Annotated in this window: 6 protein-coding genes; 3 read left to right on the top strand and 3 right to left on the bottom strand. The window is 65.7% G+C overall.

Features of this window, described 5'->3' with window-relative positions:
* Positions 1-63 precede the first annotated feature (63 nt).
* Genes C8K66_RS21585 through C8K66_RS21575 form a run of 3 tightly spaced genes read left to right on the top strand, consistent with a single transcriptional unit; the run spans position 64 to position 2,527 of the window.
* Positions 64-804 carry a hypothetical protein gene (locus tag C8K66_RS21585; protein WP_017844572.1) on the top strand — a complete coding sequence of 247 codons (741 nt, stop codon included), beginning with the start codon at positions 64-66 and terminating at the stop codon, positions 802-804.
* A complete protein-coding gene (locus tag C8K66_RS21580) occupies positions 801-1,271 on the top strand; it encodes a CS1 type fimbrial major subunit (protein ID WP_017844573.1) in 471 nt (156 codons plus the stop codon). The genes C8K66_RS21585 and C8K66_RS21580 overlap by 4 nt, the downstream gene beginning before the upstream one ends.
* 41 nt (positions 1,272-1,312) lie before the next feature.
* Entirely contained in the window at positions 1,313-2,527 is a 1,215-nt protein-coding gene (locus tag C8K66_RS21575; protein ID WP_017844574.1) for a hypothetical protein, read from the top strand.
* A gap of 43 nt (positions 2,528-2,570) precedes the next feature.
* On the opposite strand, the gene C8K66_RS21570 is transcribed toward C8K66_RS21575, so the two are convergent.
* The 3 genes from C8K66_RS21570 to C8K66_RS21560 all read right to left on the bottom strand — a co-directional run bounded on the left by C8K66_RS21570 (position 2,571) and on the right by C8K66_RS21560 (position 16,108).
* The gene (locus C8K66_RS21570; protein WP_108525892.1) at positions 2,571-7,649 is read right to left on the bottom strand and encodes an NEL-type E3 ubiquitin ligase domain-containing protein; all 5,079 of its coding nucleotides are present in this window, start codon (positions 7,647-7,649) and stop codon (positions 2,571-2,573) included.
* Positions 7,650-7,731: 82 nt separating this feature from the next.
* On the bottom strand, positions 7,732-10,833 hold the full coding sequence (locus tag C8K66_RS21565; protein ID WP_108525890.1) for a transglycosylase domain-containing protein: 3,102 nt from the start codon (positions 10,831-10,833) through the stop codon (positions 7,732-7,734).
* Between the two features lie 73 nt (positions 10,834-10,906).
* Entirely contained in the window at positions 10,907-16,108 is a 5,202-nt protein-coding gene (locus C8K66_RS21560) for a hypothetical protein (RefSeq protein WP_108525888.1), read from the bottom strand.
* Positions 16,109-16,227: the final 119 nt, after the last annotated feature.

Here is a 16,227-nt window from a genome sequence, read left to right as displayed (position 1 = left end):
GTATTTGCGCTTCGCAAGTCGAGTGGGTTGGCTTCAGGCCAACCGTTAATGAGGTGTAAAGCAATGAAAGTATTAGCCGCAATCCTGGGCGTGTGGATGGTTTCCCTGGGGGTCCAGGCGGGCCCGAATATCAACGTCGGCGTGGTCTATGACTACCTGGACGGGAGCAAGAGCAGCTACCTCAAACGCATCTTCAACGGCGGCACCAGCACCGCGTTCGTCAAGGTCGAGATCCTCGAAATCGTCTACGACGCCAGCGGCGTGCCCCAGGAAATTCCCGTGCAATCCCAGGCCGACGCCAGCGCCCGCGATGGCCTGATGGCCAGCCCCGCGCGCCTGATCGTGCCGGCCAACGGCATGCAGGGCACGCGCTTGCTGTACATGGGCGAGCGCGCCAGCGAGCGTTACTTCCGGGTGCGCTACATCCCGGTGGTGCCGGAAAAAGAGGACGCGTTTGCCCTGTCCGAAGAAGAGCGTGAGGAATATCAAAAGACCCTGCAGGCCGGCGTCAGCGTGCTGGCCGGCTATGGCACGGTGTTTTTCGTGCGCCCCAAGGACACCCGCTACGACACCCGCATCAACGATGGCGCCACCCGCTATGAACTGCGCAACAACGGCAACAGCGTGATCGTGGTCGACGAATTCAAGAACTGTGTGGCCGGCAAGCCGACCGATTGCCATCCGACCACCAAGAACCACGTGCTACCGGGGCGTGCCTTTACCTTCGATAAACAAACCGGGCGCCACTACACCTTCAAGCTGGTGGAAGGCGACACGCAGAAGAATCAAGAGGTGAAAGGATGAGCCGCTGGGCCGTGTTGGCGCTGTTGAGCGCGCTCAGCTTCAGCGCCCTGGCCGCCCGCGAGGAGGCGGTGTTCCAGGTGTCGGTCAAAGTCCCCACCAGTGACTTCTATGTATTGCCGCTCAACCCCGGCTTTCTGGAGCGTGAGCAAACCCTGAGCTGGAACCCGGTGACTGAAACCCTGAGTGCGCTGCGCGAGCCTTTCGATGTGAAAAACGTGTTGGGCGCGGTGGACGCTTACCTCGCCTATGAACCGGTGCTGTTCAACGGCCGCGACAACATTGCGCTCACCGTCACCTTCAATCAGCAGGTGCTGGGGCTCGACGCGATGCGCGTGGTGCCGGAAGCCGAGGCCCGTGTCGGCAAGCGAGTGCTGCTGGAAATTGCCGCGCAGAAGCCTGAGGACGGTTACCTCCCCGGTCAGTACTTCGGCAACGTGCAGATCATTTTCGATGCGTTGCGCCCATGAACCGGGGGCCACGCTTGAGTTTTTTCAGAACGAGTGAACCCATGCAAATCAAAAACAAGGTGTTGGGGCTGTGGTTGGCCGGGCTGCTGGTGGGGCTGCCCGCCGACGTAACGGCGGCCACCGTGGACATCCTGGCCTCGTTCCGGCCGGACCCCAGCCAGCCGGCGCGCAACGTGTTCAAAAACCACACGCCGCCGGGTAACAGCTATTGCACCTGGGCGCCACAGTACTGCAACGAGACGCGCTACAGCATCGGTCTTCCGATCGATTTTCGGATGAGCGCGCCGATCGTGCCGGGCGGGGACGATCGCAATCATCTGTTGTTTCATGCGCCGACCGAACGCAGAAACATCACCGTCGTGCATGACGAAACGGGAGAGGCCGAAACCCTTCAGTTCCGGATCAGTGGCATTGGCATGGTGTTCCGGTGGCTGCGGCAGGACCCCACTGTGCGTTGGGAACACGATTATCCACCGCCACCGTGTCAATCCAGCGGGGTGAGTGTCGGCAACCAATGGCTTTTCGCGTTCACCTGGTTTTTGCCGGAAGGTGTCAGGGGGTGTGCGCAAAGAGCCGCCAGCCATATCCCCGCCGAGACATTTTGGTTCGATGGCCTCGGTTTCACCTACGAATTGGTCACGCCCGACCCCCTGGGGATGAGGGCCGGGACCTACCGCGGGCAGGTGACGTACAGCGTCGGGCCGCACAAGGACTTCGACCTGGGCAACGTGATGTTACCCAACGATGAGCAGATCACCCTCAATTTCATTCTTTCGGTCGATCACATCCTCAAGGTCGAGATCCCGCCGGGCGGTGAGCGCGTCGAGTTGCTGCCCCAGGGTGGCTGGCAAGGCTGGTTGAGCCAGGGGCGCAAACCGACGCGGCTGTTCAGGGACCAGACCTTCAACTTCTATTCCACCGCGCGCTTCAGGATCGGCATGGAATGCCAGTACGTCGAGGCGGCAGACAACACCTGCCGGATCCGTGACGCCAGGTCGGGGCGCTCGGTGCCGTTGCAGGTCGGCGTGACCATGCCCCACGGCATCGTCGACCCCGAGGGCCAGCCGGTCCAGCGCCGTCCGCTGCGGCTGGACGGCAGCGGCACGCACCTGTTGCTGTCGACGATGTTCGTCGACCGCAAGCCTGGCACCCTGCATTTCGAAGTGGCGCGCGACGATGTGGAGACGATGTTGCAGCCCGGTGAGTCCGGCACCTATGAAGGGAACGTCACAGTGATCTGGGATTCGGAGGTGTAACCCGCGGGGGGTGCAGGCGCGGGCATGCGCGCCTGCAGTGCCCTCACGTGTCGGACAACGGCGCCCGGTTACGCTGTTGAGCGGCGTTTTTCAGGGCTGTGCGGGTCAGGCCGCGCATCCAGTCTTTCTCCTTGTAGCCCAGGTCGTTGAGCAGGCGGTTGTAGAGCGCGTCGCTGATCGGCGTGTCGCTGAGCACGAGGTTTTCGGCCGTGTCCAGTTCGTCCGCCAGGGCCTTGAGCTGCTCGGCGAGCTGGGCTTTTTGCTGCGGCTCCCGTTCTTCGCGCCATTGCGCCTGCAGGGTTTGCAGGTCGTCCAGGCGGTAGAACTTCTGCGTGTACTCGGTGAGATTCTGTTGATAGCGGTTGTCGTAGGTTTCCTGCAGGAAGGTCTCCCAATACGGCTCAAGGAGGATCTGGTTGACCAGGCCGTCGCCCTGGCCCATTTCCCTTACCGTGGTGTACGCCTGCTGGATGCGGTCCGGGCTGACATTGGCGGTGTCGCGGTAGAGCATGTGGTCCGACAGCCAGGGCAAATCCAGCCTGTTGGCCAGGGCGGTCTGGTAGGCCAGGTGGATATCCACTTCGTCCACCTCGCCGGCCTCGCCGTCCACCAGCTCGGAGCGCAGGCGCTGGCCTTCGCCACCGGCGTCGATGGGCCGCAGGCGCCGGGCGACGTCCGCCTGGGCCACCAGGTTCAGGTGCTTGAGGCGCGCCGCGCCCTTGGCCAGGGTCACCAGCCGGCCTTCGAGTTCAGCCAGTGACGCGGAAAAGCGCCGGGCTTCGCTGGCCATGACCTCGATCCCCATCTCATTGAAAATCTGCGCGCCGCCGTCGCCGCACAAACCGGGGAAGCTCGACAGCTTGAACAAGCGCTCGCGCAGGGCGCTGTCGGCGTGGGTGGCGTTGATCAAGCGCCATACCCGTTGCGTCAGTTCCGCTTGGTTGCGGGCGTAGCGCTGCTGGTCCTGGGGGTTCTCGAAAAACTCGGGCGGCTCAAGCAGCTTGATGACTTCGAAAAAGCCCTGGGAGCCGTGTTCGTCTTCGACGGCGTCCCACAGCTGCTCGCGGACAAGCCGGGTGTTGGCGTCGACGCCTTCCAGCCAGGGATCGCTGCTGCCCTGGGGCTCATAGGTGCGATACGGGTCCAGCCCGGCCTCGCTGCGGTAGCGTTCGTACAGAGTGCGCTGATCGTCGTTCAGCGTGTTGCGGTCCAGGCGGGTGCGCGCCACGGTGCGCGCAGCCGTGGGTTCCGGCGTCAGGGTGGGCAGGGCGCGGATCGGGTTGCCGCTCAGGTTCAGGTCGAACGCATCGTTCCTGGGGTGGGCAAACAGGCCGCGGGGCCATTGGCCGATCTGTGTGTGGCTGAGGTCGAGGCGGCGCAGGTTGGGCATGCGCGTGATGTCCGGCGCGAGGCTGAGCGGGTTGTGGCTGAGGATCAGGACTTGCAGGCGGCGCAGGTTGCGCAGGCGCGTCACGTCTTCGGGGAACAGGGCCAGGCGGTTGCTCGCGAGGTTGAGGTTGCGCAGCAAACGCATCGCGCCAAGCTCGACCGGCAGGCTGCTCAGGTGGTTGTCGCTCAGGTCCAGGGAGTGCAGCGCCGGGAAGTGCTTGAGCAAGCCGCAGTGGGTTTGCCCGACGCTGCTCTGGCTCAGGTCCAGGAATGTCACATGTTCAAAGTTGACGGTCAGCGCGGGCAGCGATTCGGGTAACGGCATGCCGTTCATGTCCACCCGAGCGCCGCGTTGGGTGCGGCCCCAATCGTCGGTGTATTCGGCGTAGCGGTCGGCCCAGGTCTGTTCGAGGAGCAGCGCCAGGCGTTTGCGGCTGGCCAGTTGTTGACGCTCCTGGACGCTGCCTTTGGGGTGATGGGTGGGCGATTGTTTCCAGGTCTGCAATTGGCTGTGCAGGGTTTGTTTCTCCAGGGTCAGGTCGTTCAGGGTGGTGCCCAGTTGGTCGGTGGGGATCGCCTCGATAAAGCGGCTCAGCCGTTGCTCGCTGAGACTCGGAAACAAGCGTTGCAAGACCTCCCTGGCAAACGTCGCCGGGTGATCGGCAGGGGCGGCGCGGCAGCGACTGAGCAGCGGGCCGCCGAGCAACTGTTGGGTGTGCCGCTCCATCACCCGGTGAGTCGCCGGCTCAGCGAGGAGCGTGCGGCGCGCGGCCAAGGGTTCCAGGGCGGTCATCAGCCAGCGCCGCAGGTCTGCACCTTCGCCGGGGCGGTAACCCAGCCCGCTGTGCGACGCGGCGGGCAGGCTCGACAACACGGCTTCGTACAGATTGGCCGGGCTGTGCAACGGTTGGCCGGCGCCGTCATAGACCGCATAACCGAGGCTGTTGTGGACCAACACCCGGCGAGTGGTGGCAGTGTCCGGGCCGGCCTGGCTGCGCAGAGGGCCGGTGACGGCGCCGTTGCGGATTTCAAGGTGCAGGTCGCTGAGCACGTCGGCGTGCAATTGCAGGGTCTTGAGCATCAGGGTTTCCGTGGCCGGGCTGGGCGACGCTGGTGGATAGAAGCCTTCATAGGCGCGTGCCGCCTCGGCGGCCACGTGCAGCTCGTCGGCCAGGTTGCGCAGGCGCAACGGCCCGCGCCGGTGCGCGGCCAGGGCCTGGCGTTCGGCGGGGCGGGCGGTGTCGAGCAGGCGGCGGGCCAGGCTCAGGTCGAGGTCGGGATGGTCGTGGCGCAGGCTGATAATGCCGGGGTCGTCGCTCTCTTCACGGGCGCGGTAGACCGCCGGGGCGATGTCGCGGCTCTGGCTCAATACGTAGTCGGCCAGTTGCTCGCGTAACGCGTGTACCCGCTGCGACTTCGGCACCTCGGCGCCCAGCAGGCGGGTGATTGCCGCTTCATCGAGAAAGCCCAGCACCCGTTCCGGCAAGTGCCCGGACAGCACTTCGCCGAGGCTGATGCGCAAGGTGTCGGCGGCGCTGGCTTGCGCAGCGCCATAGCGGTGCGAGCTGCCGCTCAGGTCGGGCTTGAGGAACACTTGCAGTGCTTTGTTCCGGGGCCAACCGTCGAGTTCGGTGACCATCTGCTCGAACCAGTCCGAACTCGGGTCGGCGCTCAAAGCCTGCCCGGCGCGGATTTTTTCGCTGGCCGCCTGGATGGAGTCGGCCGCTTCGAGCCGTTTGAGGCCGGCATCGAGCAACGGCGGCAGTGTTTCGTTGTACTCGTACATGCGGCGTAGGGCGCCGTCTTCGGTGGCGCTGGCGACCCTTAGCTGTTCCAGCTGCGTGTCACTGAACGGTTGCACCCGATGCCCGAGACGTCGCAGCAACTGCGCACGCTCCCAGGTGCGCGGGCGTTCGCCCTCGTGGGTCGCCGCGCCGTCGCCGTTCAATTGCAGGCGCGGCCGGTAGGCGTCCGGGCGTTCGGGGTGGACCACGCGGTGCGCGTCGCTGAGCGGGTCGTATTGCACCTCCAGGTGATGCTCGCCCAGGGCCAGCAGGGTTTTGCCGTCATGCTGATGCAGGCCCGCGGGCGACGGTATCGAATCGGCGGGGATCGGGGTTTTCCGGGCGAACGCGCTGATGTCCGGGTTCCACAAGCGCCGGCTGCCGTCGGCTCGCTGCACCGGGACCAGGCCTTCGATGAAGGGCGAGAGCTTGAGCCGCGCCAACTGACCGATGTGGCCGCCCGCGGCAAACAGGGCGAACTGGATCACGCTGTCGGCCACCCCCGCCACATGTTCCCAGGCTTCGGTGCGCCGGCCTTCGCTCCAGTCGACGACGCCTTCGCACACCTCGTCCATGATCTGGTAGGCGCTGTAGACCAGCATCAGTTCGCCGAGCACCGGCACGAAGGGCGTCAGCACCAGCAACGCGGCATTGAGGAGGTCGGCGAACATCTGCTCCAGGTTGTCCCACCAGGCCCAGCGGGCGTGGCGTTCGACGTCGGTGCTGGACACGGCGATAGTCCGCGCATCGTTGACGATTTTGTTCAGTTGCACGCGAAACAGGTAGCTCCACAGGGTGTCCGCGTGGGGTGTCGGCGGGCGTTGGCGATAATCGTCCTGCCAGCGTTGCACGCTGAAGTGCAGGTTGGGGTCGCTGATCGGCGTGTCTTTCCAGCTCGGCCCGCTGTCGGTGCGGGCTTTTTGGTGCCATTGGATGTGGCTGAGGCGCGCATTGAGCCCGGCAAAAAAAGCCCCGCGCTCGGCATGGGGCACGAACTGGCTGAAGAACACCTGGTAGCGCGCCTTGTCGCGCAACTGACGGGTCAGTTCGGCCATGAACGCCTGGGGCGACGGGTATGCCTTGAGCGGGTGTTCGGGGTCTTCGGCGACATAAGCGATCACCCGAGGGCCTGGCGCGGCGATAAACAGCACGATGCCCACCAGCGCGACGTTCATCACGCTGAGGGTGTAGGCCTGGAGCGGGCTCGGCCGGTCGCTCAGCAGGTCAAGCATCGAACCGTGCGTCTCGGGCTCGAGGTCGCCCTTGGCCAGGGCCAGGTGGGCGGCGCTGTTCAGCGCGGCTTTGTGGCGTGCGACCACCTCGTCGTGAACCGTGCGGGCCAGCGGCGGGTTGTTGAAGCCGAGCGCCTGGCTGAGCTTGAGTTGATACTGCGCGCCGAGATCCAGCTGGCGGCAAATAGCTTTGAACCCCTGCGCCGTGAGGCGGGCGCCGCTGGTGCGGTGGGTGATCGACAGCACATCGCGCTGGCCGCGTGCATCGCTCGGGCCGAGGAAGGCGAAGTCGAGAAAGTCGTCACTGGCGGCGAAGTTGCCCAGCGCCGCATCGAGCAATGACACGGTCTTGCTGGTCTGTGCGCCGCTGATGTTGATCTTCCACCAGGCCAGGTTGGCTTCGACATAGAGGCGCAGGTAGGTGTTGCGCACATCCACCGCGCCATAGTCGCGCAGGGCGTGTTTGAGCAATGGCTCGGCGAAGGCGTACACATCGTTCAACGCGGCGAGCCGTTGGTCCAGGCGGTTTTGCCGCTGCCAATGTTCGGCAATGGCGGCCTTGAGCGGGGCCGGTGCGGTCAGGCTGTTGAGGCGCGCGGTTTTCAATGCGCCGAGGCGTGCGGGCGTGGCCTGGGTGAGCCAGGCCGGCAGGGCGTCGCGGATGTGCGCGTAGTGGGCGCCGTTGAAGGCGCTGTCGAGTGACGGTAGAGCGGGCATGGATCAAGTCCTGTAAAGGGTGATCCATGAGTGTGTGTGGCGGCGTCGCGCCGCGGTGGCAGATAGGTAGTGCAGCCGGGCGTCAGGGTTGGCGGGCCAGGCACAGCGTCGGGTCGCCCGGTTGCAGCAGCGGGTTGAGCATCGGCGCCATGCCCTTGAGCACCTGCACCGGCAAGGCCGAGGTGAAGGTGAAGTGCTGCGCCGACGCCCCCGGCACAAACGCGGTGAGGGTGCCGAAGTGATGCGCGCCGATGTAGAACACGAAGGTCGCCGTGCGGTTGATCGATTTCGAACTGAGCATGCGCCCGCCGGGCCCCATGGCCTCGATGCGGTTATCGCCGGTGCCGGTTTTGCCGCCCATCGCCAGCGCCGTGCCGTCCGTCAGTTTGAAGCTGCCGGCCACCCGCTTGGCGGTGCCGGCGTCGACCACTTGCGACAGCGCGCCGCGCAACGCCGTGGCGACTTCGCTGGGCAGCACCCGTTTGCCGCGGTTCGGGTCGTTGACCACGCGGGTTTCATAGGGCGTGCCGCTGGCGAATTGCAGGCTGTCGATACGCAGCACCGGCAAGCGCACGCCGTCGTTGAGGATGATGCCCATCAGTTCCGCAAGGGCGGCGGGGCGGTCGCCGGAACTGCCGATGGCGGTGGCCAGCGACGGCACCAGATGGTCGAACGGGTAGCCCACGGCCTGCCAGCGCTGGTGGATATCGAGGAACGCTTCGATCTCCAGCATGGTGCGGATCCGGCTGTCACGCGCACTCTGGTGACGGCTCTTGAACAGCCAGCTGTAGACCTCCTGGCGTTCGAATTCACTGGCTTTGACGATTTCGTCGAAGCTCGCCTCAGGGTGGTTGAGCAGGTAGCCCAGTAGCCACAGGTCCAGCGGATGCACCTTGGCGATATAGCCCTGGTCCGGCAGGTCGTAGGCGCCGGGGCCGTAACTCTGGTAGAGCCGTTCGAGGCGCTCGTCGCTGAGCGTGTCGGGGGTTTTGAGGTTTTTCAGGTGCGAGCGCACGAAGGTGTTGAAACTCGCCTGGCTGGCCTGGGGCAGCAAATAGCGGTGGACGGCGGCCAGGCGGATCGCGGTGGGGTGGAGGCTGTCCATGAAGGTGTCGAGCCGGGCCTGGGTGTCTTTGTGGCGGTATTTTTTCCAGAACTTGAGCAGGAACGCGGTGCCTTCGTGGTCGGCGAACTTGGCCAGGTATTCCTGGCGGCGCGGGTCGTTGTCGTCCTTGAGCAGCCGTGCGCTGTTGTCTTCGCCCGAATAGGTGGTGTAGCGCACCAGGTCGCGCATCAGGCGAATGAACGGCAGGTTGATCGACTCGCGCAGGGCATCGCGCAAGGTCGGGTTGCGGCCGTTGTCTTCGTTGCGAAAGTTATGGAAGCGGTGCAGGCCGCCGCCGGTGAAAAACGCCTCGCCGGGGCTGGCCGAGTAGGTGCGGTCGAGGGCGGCGTCGAGCATTTTCGCCAGGTCGCGGTCGCTGTGCTGGATCAGGTAATTCAGCGCCCAGCGCGAGAGCACATCCTGCTCGGGCAGCTCGACGCTTTTCAGCTCGGCGGGCGTGCGCGCCTGGTAGCGTGCATGCAGCTCGGTGACGATCTGCAGGTAGGTGGTCAGCACCCGCAGCTTGGCGGTGGAGCCCAGTTCGAGTTTGCTGCCTTCGTTGATATCGAACGGCTGGTCGGTGTTGTCGGTCTGCACCCGCACGCGTGCGCCGTCGGGCGTCAGTTCGTAGAGGGTGAAGCTGTAGCGCACCTGCGGTGTGCTTTGCGGCGTCAGCAGGCGCGGGCCGAGCAGGCCCATCTGCGCGGCGAACGTCGGGTCGGCCAGGTGCTTGAGGTAGTCGGTGGCCTGGGTTTGCAGCGCGTAATGCAAGGTGCTGGTGGCCGACAGGTCGAGGCGGTCGAGGTCATACAGCGAGCGGTTGAGCAGGCTGGCGAGACGGCTGCGGGCGACGTTGATGGCTTTGTTGGTTTCTACCGGCTGGAGGGTCGGTTGCTGCTGCCAGTCGCGGTAGGTCACGTGGCTGGCGAGGGCGGCGGCGGACAAGGTGGCGGGGATCACCTGGTTCTGCGCGAGCAGGCGGATATGGCTGTCGGTCAATTGCGCCAGCTCTTCGCGACCTTTGGTCAGGTAGTGCGAGGGCCGGCGTTGGGCAATCATCAGCGACAGCACCTGGCGCAGGGCCAGGCCGCGTCTGGCCAGGCTCGCCGGGTCTTGTGCGCTGTCGCTCAGCGCCTGGTTGACCTGATTGAAGTCGGCGCCGTACCACACCCGCAGGCCTTCGGCCAGGCCATGCACTTCGCCGTGGCCCGGCACGGCGGACAACGGCACGCTGTTGAGATAGTCGCGCACGATATTGCGCCGACTGCCCGAGGTGTCCGGCCCGGCCTGGTAGGCCCGCACGCTGGCGGACATCATCTGGCGGATTTTCTCACCGCCGGACAAGGTCAAGCCGTCGGGCGAATGGCGATATTTCTCGAGCTGTGTGGCCAGGGTGCTGCCGCCGGCGGTCTGCCCCGGCAGATGCAGGAGTTTGGCCACTTGCGACCAGGCCGCCTTGGCAAAGCGCGGCCAGTCCACCGCCGGGTTGGCCAGCGGTTGCGTGGGGTCCAGCAGGTCGCGGTCCTCAATGAACAGCAGGCTCTGCACCACCAATGGCGGAACCTCGGCAAAGCTGGCGTAGAGCTGTTGCGGGTAGGTGAAGGCATACAGCGGCGCGGCGCGGCAATCGGTGATGCTCAGGCCGGCCTGGACTTTTTCCGCGTAGGGCACGAACAGCCCGTGCTCGGCATAGCCCAGCAAGGCCGGGGAGAAGCGTGTCTGGGCCTGGATCAGGTAATTGCGCTTGAGCAGGCGCGGTAGGAATTCATTCAGCGCGCTGTAGCCCAGGCGCCGGTCGAACGGGCCGTCGCCGGGGTACACGATGGCATCGCTGGCGCCGGGCTCCAGGCGATAACTGAGGGTGGCGGCCAACGGGCTCAGGTAGCGGGCCTGCAGGCGCGAGGTGTGCATTTCCACGCTGGCGGCCCAGCCCAATGCCAGCAGCGCGAGCAACAGCACCAGCCACACCAGGCGCCACCACCCGGATCGCCGGCGGGCGCTGTGTGGCAATGGCAGTTGATCCGGGCTGTCGGTCGGCAGCGCAGCCTGTTTCGAATCGGTTTGCCATAAAGCGCCCATAGTCGATTCATCCATTTACGCAGATTGATCGGACTTGGGTGAAGCTTAGTCGTTGGTGACGAAATGTGTCGGCTCACGGCTGCGGGCGTTTCACGCCGTTGCGCAGCAGCGCCAGCCAGTTGCGGTCGTTGGCCTGGCCCCAGCGGTAGGTGCCGCGATCGTTGAAAAACACCGAAATGTCTTCCAGGTACCACATGTGCATTTTGACGTTGAGTTGACGCACATAGTCGCTTGCCGGGCAGACGATGGCTGCCCAGGGGTCGCATATCCACAGGCCGACCCAGCCCGCTTCGCTGAAGTCCAGGGTCGAGCCCAGCGTCGCCGGCGGGTTCCCCACCACCACAAACGCGTGGGCGGGCGGGCTGGTGCCCCAGACGCGCGCGGCGCCGCCGTTGAACCTGATCAGTTCGCTCGCCACGTGGGCCATCTGGTCGCAATTGCCTGCACCGGTCTTGAGGATCACTTCGGTGTAGTTGGGCTGGCCCGCCCGGCTGTACTGCCACATCACCAGCGGTTCGGCGATGGCCAGCCGTTCCAGCTCGTCGACCCCCGTGCCCACGATGTTGGCCGAGCCGATCCCGGTGCTTTTGACCAACGCCACGGTGCTGGCCTGGGCCTTGCTGGCCAGGTACTGATTGAGGGTCTGGCCAGGCTGGGCGAGGTAGGGCGGCCAGGTGTCGAGTTTCAAGGGTGTGACGGCCACGCTCATGCCCAGGCGCTGCCCCTGATCGCTGGCGTTGAGCAACAACTCGCGCTGCTTGATGACCCGCAGGCCGCGTGACTGCTCGAGCAGGCGCTTGAGTTTGGCCGCACCGAAGCCGCGCCTGGCCAGTTGTTGGCTCAGTACCTCCAGGGTGGGCAGTGTGACCAACGGGCGGTTATGCACAAACCCGGCGGCGCTCAAGTAGTCGAGCTTGCGCTGGCTGAATGCGCGGATCAGCTGTTCGGGTTCACCGCCGAGGTTGAAGTCCAGGCGGTTGAACAGCATCGCCGGAGCGGGGGCGATGGCGATGCCTTCGTAAAAGACCCCGGCGTCGGCCTCCACGATAATCCGCGTGCCTCCCGCCGGGGTCAGTTCGATCGCCATGGCGCGCAGGGTTCGGCTGTCATCGGTGCCCGCTGTCAGCCCGGTCAGCTCGACCACGCGGGTGTCGCGGTTGAGTTGATTGTCCAACTGATTGTTGGGCAGGCCGAATTGCGCTTCGTTGGCGATGAGCCGACCGGTGAGCTGGGGCTTGTAGGTCAGCGGCGCGGTCCTGGCCACTGGCGTCAGTTCAAAGCTGGTGCCTTGGGGCATCGCTTCGTACAGCCGGCGGTTGTGGACCAGCTTGCGCGGGTCAGGGCCGACGGCGGGGGCGGGGATTAGGCGCAGGTGCTCGATGGCCTGGGCGCGGCGTTGCTGGATCGAGGCGTTGAATGCGGTGAGTTTTTTGGTGAAGCAGATCAGTGGGATCGGGCTGCGTTTGCTGCGCGCCGCACCGCACAGGCTGTCGAAGCCTTCGGCGGCCTTGAAGTAGGCGGGCGAGGCCAGGTCGTCCAGGTGGGTCGGCGCCTGGTGCTCCAGGCGGAACAGGTTGTCGCCGTCGAGCAGGTCGGTGGCGTCGCGACGCACAATCAGCAGCGGCTGGGTGGCGAACAGCCGTTCGCTGACCAGCACCTGCTGCCCGCGGGCGTTCTGCATCGGCGCCACGCCAAGGGCGCTGTCCAGACGAAAGGTGTGGCTCGGCGGCCCATAGGGTTTGCCGGTGAACGGGTGGCACGGGTACCAGTGGTTTTTGTGCAGCAGCGCATTGATCCGCAGCAGGTCGCTGCCGCGCAGCAGCGTGCCGCTGCCGAGGTTGGCGCCGGCGAGCAGCCGGGGGTAGTCGAGCAGGAACCGGTCGGCGGTGCGACGTTGAACCTGTTCGATAGCCGTGTGGAGGATTTTCCGCGCGCCGCCGCTCAGCCGGATCACCCCGCTGCGAGCCAGCCTGAACAGGCCCGGAAGGCCGTCCAGCGGGTTCAGCGCGGTGTTGAGGAAGGCGCCGCTCAAGCGGGCCAATTGCAGCAGTTTGATCGGCAACGGCGCGGTTTTTTTCAACACCGCCAGGGACGCCGTGAGAAAGCGCTGGGTGGGGAACAGCAGCGCCAACAGGTCGATAAAGCAGGTGTAGCCGCCGTCGATGACACGGCGGGTGTCGCCGGAACCGAGGTCCTCGGCGCAGGACCAGAACGGCACGAGGGCTTTGAGGCGTGTCCACAACCGATCCCAGCGTTGTTGCATCTGCTCGCGCTGCGTGGTCCCCCGGGCTTGCAGGTGCAAGGCGTCGACTTCGAGGAAGAAGTGCTCGCGCACGATGGCTTGGGCAATGGCGCGGTTGAGCGTCGAACCATAGGTCAGCGCCGCCGTCGTCGGCGGCTGGGCGGGGGGCGGGCTGAATGACCACAGCGTCTGCACAATGACCTTGGCGCGCACCCCCGGCCGTGGCGGGCGCCCGTTGGCATAGGCGTCCCAGTCCAGCGGCAGTTCATCGCCCATCAGCAGTTGGGTGACCGGGCGGGTGGCGTGGGGAGTGCCGGTGGCCACCGACATCAGCGTGCCGCCCTCGCGGAATGCCAGCGGTGCGCCGCGGCGTTTGTCGACGCGGTTCAACAGCGGGAACAGCTCGTATTCCTGCACCGCGCTGGGCGATGTGCCGCGCAGGATCACGCCCATTCGGGCGCTGCGCGCCAACGCTTCCTCCGGGCTCAGCAGGGCGAGGTCTTTGCCGGGTTCTTTTTTCAGCACCAACAGCTGCAAGTCGGCCTGTTGCAGGTGGTGTCGGTCGGCCAGCGGCAGTTGCGCCAGCAGGTCTTCGATCAGGCTGCTGTAGGCCTGCTTCAGGCGTTCGATGTAGGCCGCGAACGCGCTGTCGAAGCGTTGATGGATGTTGCCCAGGCGCCCGAACGATGGGCGTAGTTGTGCCAGGTCCAGTTGGGGCTCGGTGGACTGCCAGCGGCTGTCGCCCAGTTGGCCATCCATGTGCAACTCCACCAGACTGTGCAGGCTGTAGTTCCGGCGCTCGTGATGGTGCATCGGGAAGCGCAGGCTGCCGCCGGCGAGCGGCGGGACGGGGCGCCACAGGCAGGCTTTGTCCAGCAGCGTCTGGTTGGGGAATAGGTTTTTCAGGTCGGCCAGGGCAATGCTGCGGCGGGTCGGTGGCGCGTCGGCAAAGGTGATCAGGGCTGCCTTCAAGGCGTGCAGGCGTTGGCTGAGGCGCAGCTTCAGCGCGTCGATTTCATGCGCGAGGTAGGCGGTGTTGTCGCGTTCGGGCAGTTCGCCCACGGTGATGGCCCAGTCGAGCAGGGTGCGGGTGGCGAGGTATTCGCGCCACTGTTGTTGCTGGCCGGTCGTGGCGGGCATGGATGCCAGGGCGAGCATGTCGTGGTAGCTCAGTTGGCGCGGTGAGCCGGGCGCCATGGCCTGCGCGATCAAGACCCCTTGCTTGAAACTCATCCAGGCGATCGAGCTGCGAAAGCGCATCGTCGCAGGCAGCCCGCGCACCAGAAACTCCGGCGCGGCGCCGGCCAGCAACAGGTGGGCGGCGAGGGGCGCAGCGCGGGTGGAGACCTTGCAGGTCCGCACCAAATGCAGTTCCAGGTCTTGGCGCACTTCGCCATGGGGCTTGCCCGCGTGGGCGCTCAGCTCGAAACCGGCGATGGGAGCGCCTGCTTCGCCGGCTCCAGGGTCGAGGTCGAGGATCAGGGCGCTCAACACCAACAGGTCGAGGCTGGTCTGGCTGGCGGCTTCGTCCGGGTGCTGGCCGTACCAGTGCAGCGCCGTCACCAGTTGTTGGCCCAACTGCCGCGCCGGTCCGCGCCGCAGCAGTTGTTTGAGCAAGTGGTCGGCCTGGGCGCGGATCGCGTCAGCACTCAGGTCGCCCAGCAGTGTGCCGCACAAGCGGTCAAGCAGGCGTGGGTGGCCATCGGGCAGGCCGTGATTGGCGGTGGCGAGAACGCTGTGGCGCTGTTCGCTGAGCAGTCGTACCGGCGAGTGAGTCGTGGCGCTCAACAGCCCATGATAGTCGTCGAACTCGGGGCGGCGGGGCAGGTTCATCTCCAGGGTTTGCAGGGTGTCCTGGGCTTCGTCGACGCTGGTCGGTGGGGCAAGATCATGCTGTTGCAGCAGTTGCTGGAGGGTGAAGGGGCCGCAGATGGGGTGCGGGACAACGGCGGGATGGTGCGGCGCGCCGGAGTCCGGTGCGGGGTGCAACGTCACGCTGGCCGTGTCGATCACGTGGTCGTTGGGCGGGGCTTGGATCAGGCCTTTCAAGCACTCGGCCATGACGTCGCGGTCATGGTCCTGGGCCAGCCACTGCTGGTGCTGCATCAGGGCGAGATCGGCGTTGGCCAGGTCGCTGACCGGCAGCGTGGTCAACGCCGTCGACTGGCGCAGCGTGTCGATCAGCACGCGGGCTTCGGCGGGTGTGTCGGGCACCGGCAGATCATGGCAATTGAGCAGTTGGGCGAGGCTGAACTGGCCGCTCTGGTGGACAAAGCTCCCCAACTGCTCGGCGACTTCGACCAGGTGTTCGAGCTGGCCGTCCAGGGGCAGCGCCAGCAGTTGTTCGATGCCGATATCCACCAGCCCGCCCCAGGCTTTTTTGCCGCTGAGCCGGCGTGTGGCGGGATCGAACATATACGTGCCGGGTTGCAGGCCGTCGACCGCTTCCAGCGCCAGGAACGACGGGCTGCGGGTGATGGCGTCGAGTAACGTGGCGCCGGTTTGCTGGGCGGTGGCCCAGAACGAACCGGAGTCGAGTTTGAAATAGCTCCTGTAGCAGGAAAACAGGCTGAAATCGTCGTCGTCGAGCAGGGTTTGCAGTTGGTCGGCGATCTGTTGCCGGTCTTGATTCAACCGCTTCAACCCGTCATCCAGCCCCGCCTTGGGCTCGGCGAAACTGTTCGATTGATCGAGTGCCTGGGAGATCACCCTGCGCTCGCCGCGATGCTCGGGGTAGGGATAGCCGTAGAAATTCAGCACCGATTGCGCCGGCAGTTCGAGCGGCGCGGTTTCGAGCGGCACGTCCAGGCCGGCCAGGTCCACCGGCAGGCGCGTGGCCCAGGCCCGCAGGTGTGGGCGGCTGAGTGCGCGGCGGTATACCTGCAGCCAGCAGCCCAGGGTGGAGTGCTCGGGCACGATCACTGTGGTGGAGTCGCCGTTTGTCAGGTGATTGAACAACGCGCTGATCAATTGGCCATCGGCGGCCAGGCGTCGTGCCCGGCCTTGTTGGAGTACGTCGAGGGTGGTCGGCATGGGGAGATCCTTTCGCTGGGATTGCCGTCCTGGCAATCGAAGCACCCCATGGTGAAGGGGCGGCCCGGCGGCGGGTATGGCGATGCTTCCCGTTCGGCCGTGGCCGGCTTCCGCGTTGT

It is taken from the genome of Pseudomonas sp. GV105 (genome assembly GCF_003058185.1).
Taxonomy (GTDB): domain Bacteria; phylum Pseudomonadota; class Gammaproteobacteria; order Pseudomonadales; family Pseudomonadaceae; genus Aquipseudomonas; species Aquipseudomonas veronii.
Note: the sequence above shows the minus strand (reverse complement) of the source record. Positions and strands in the feature narration are given on the sequence as shown.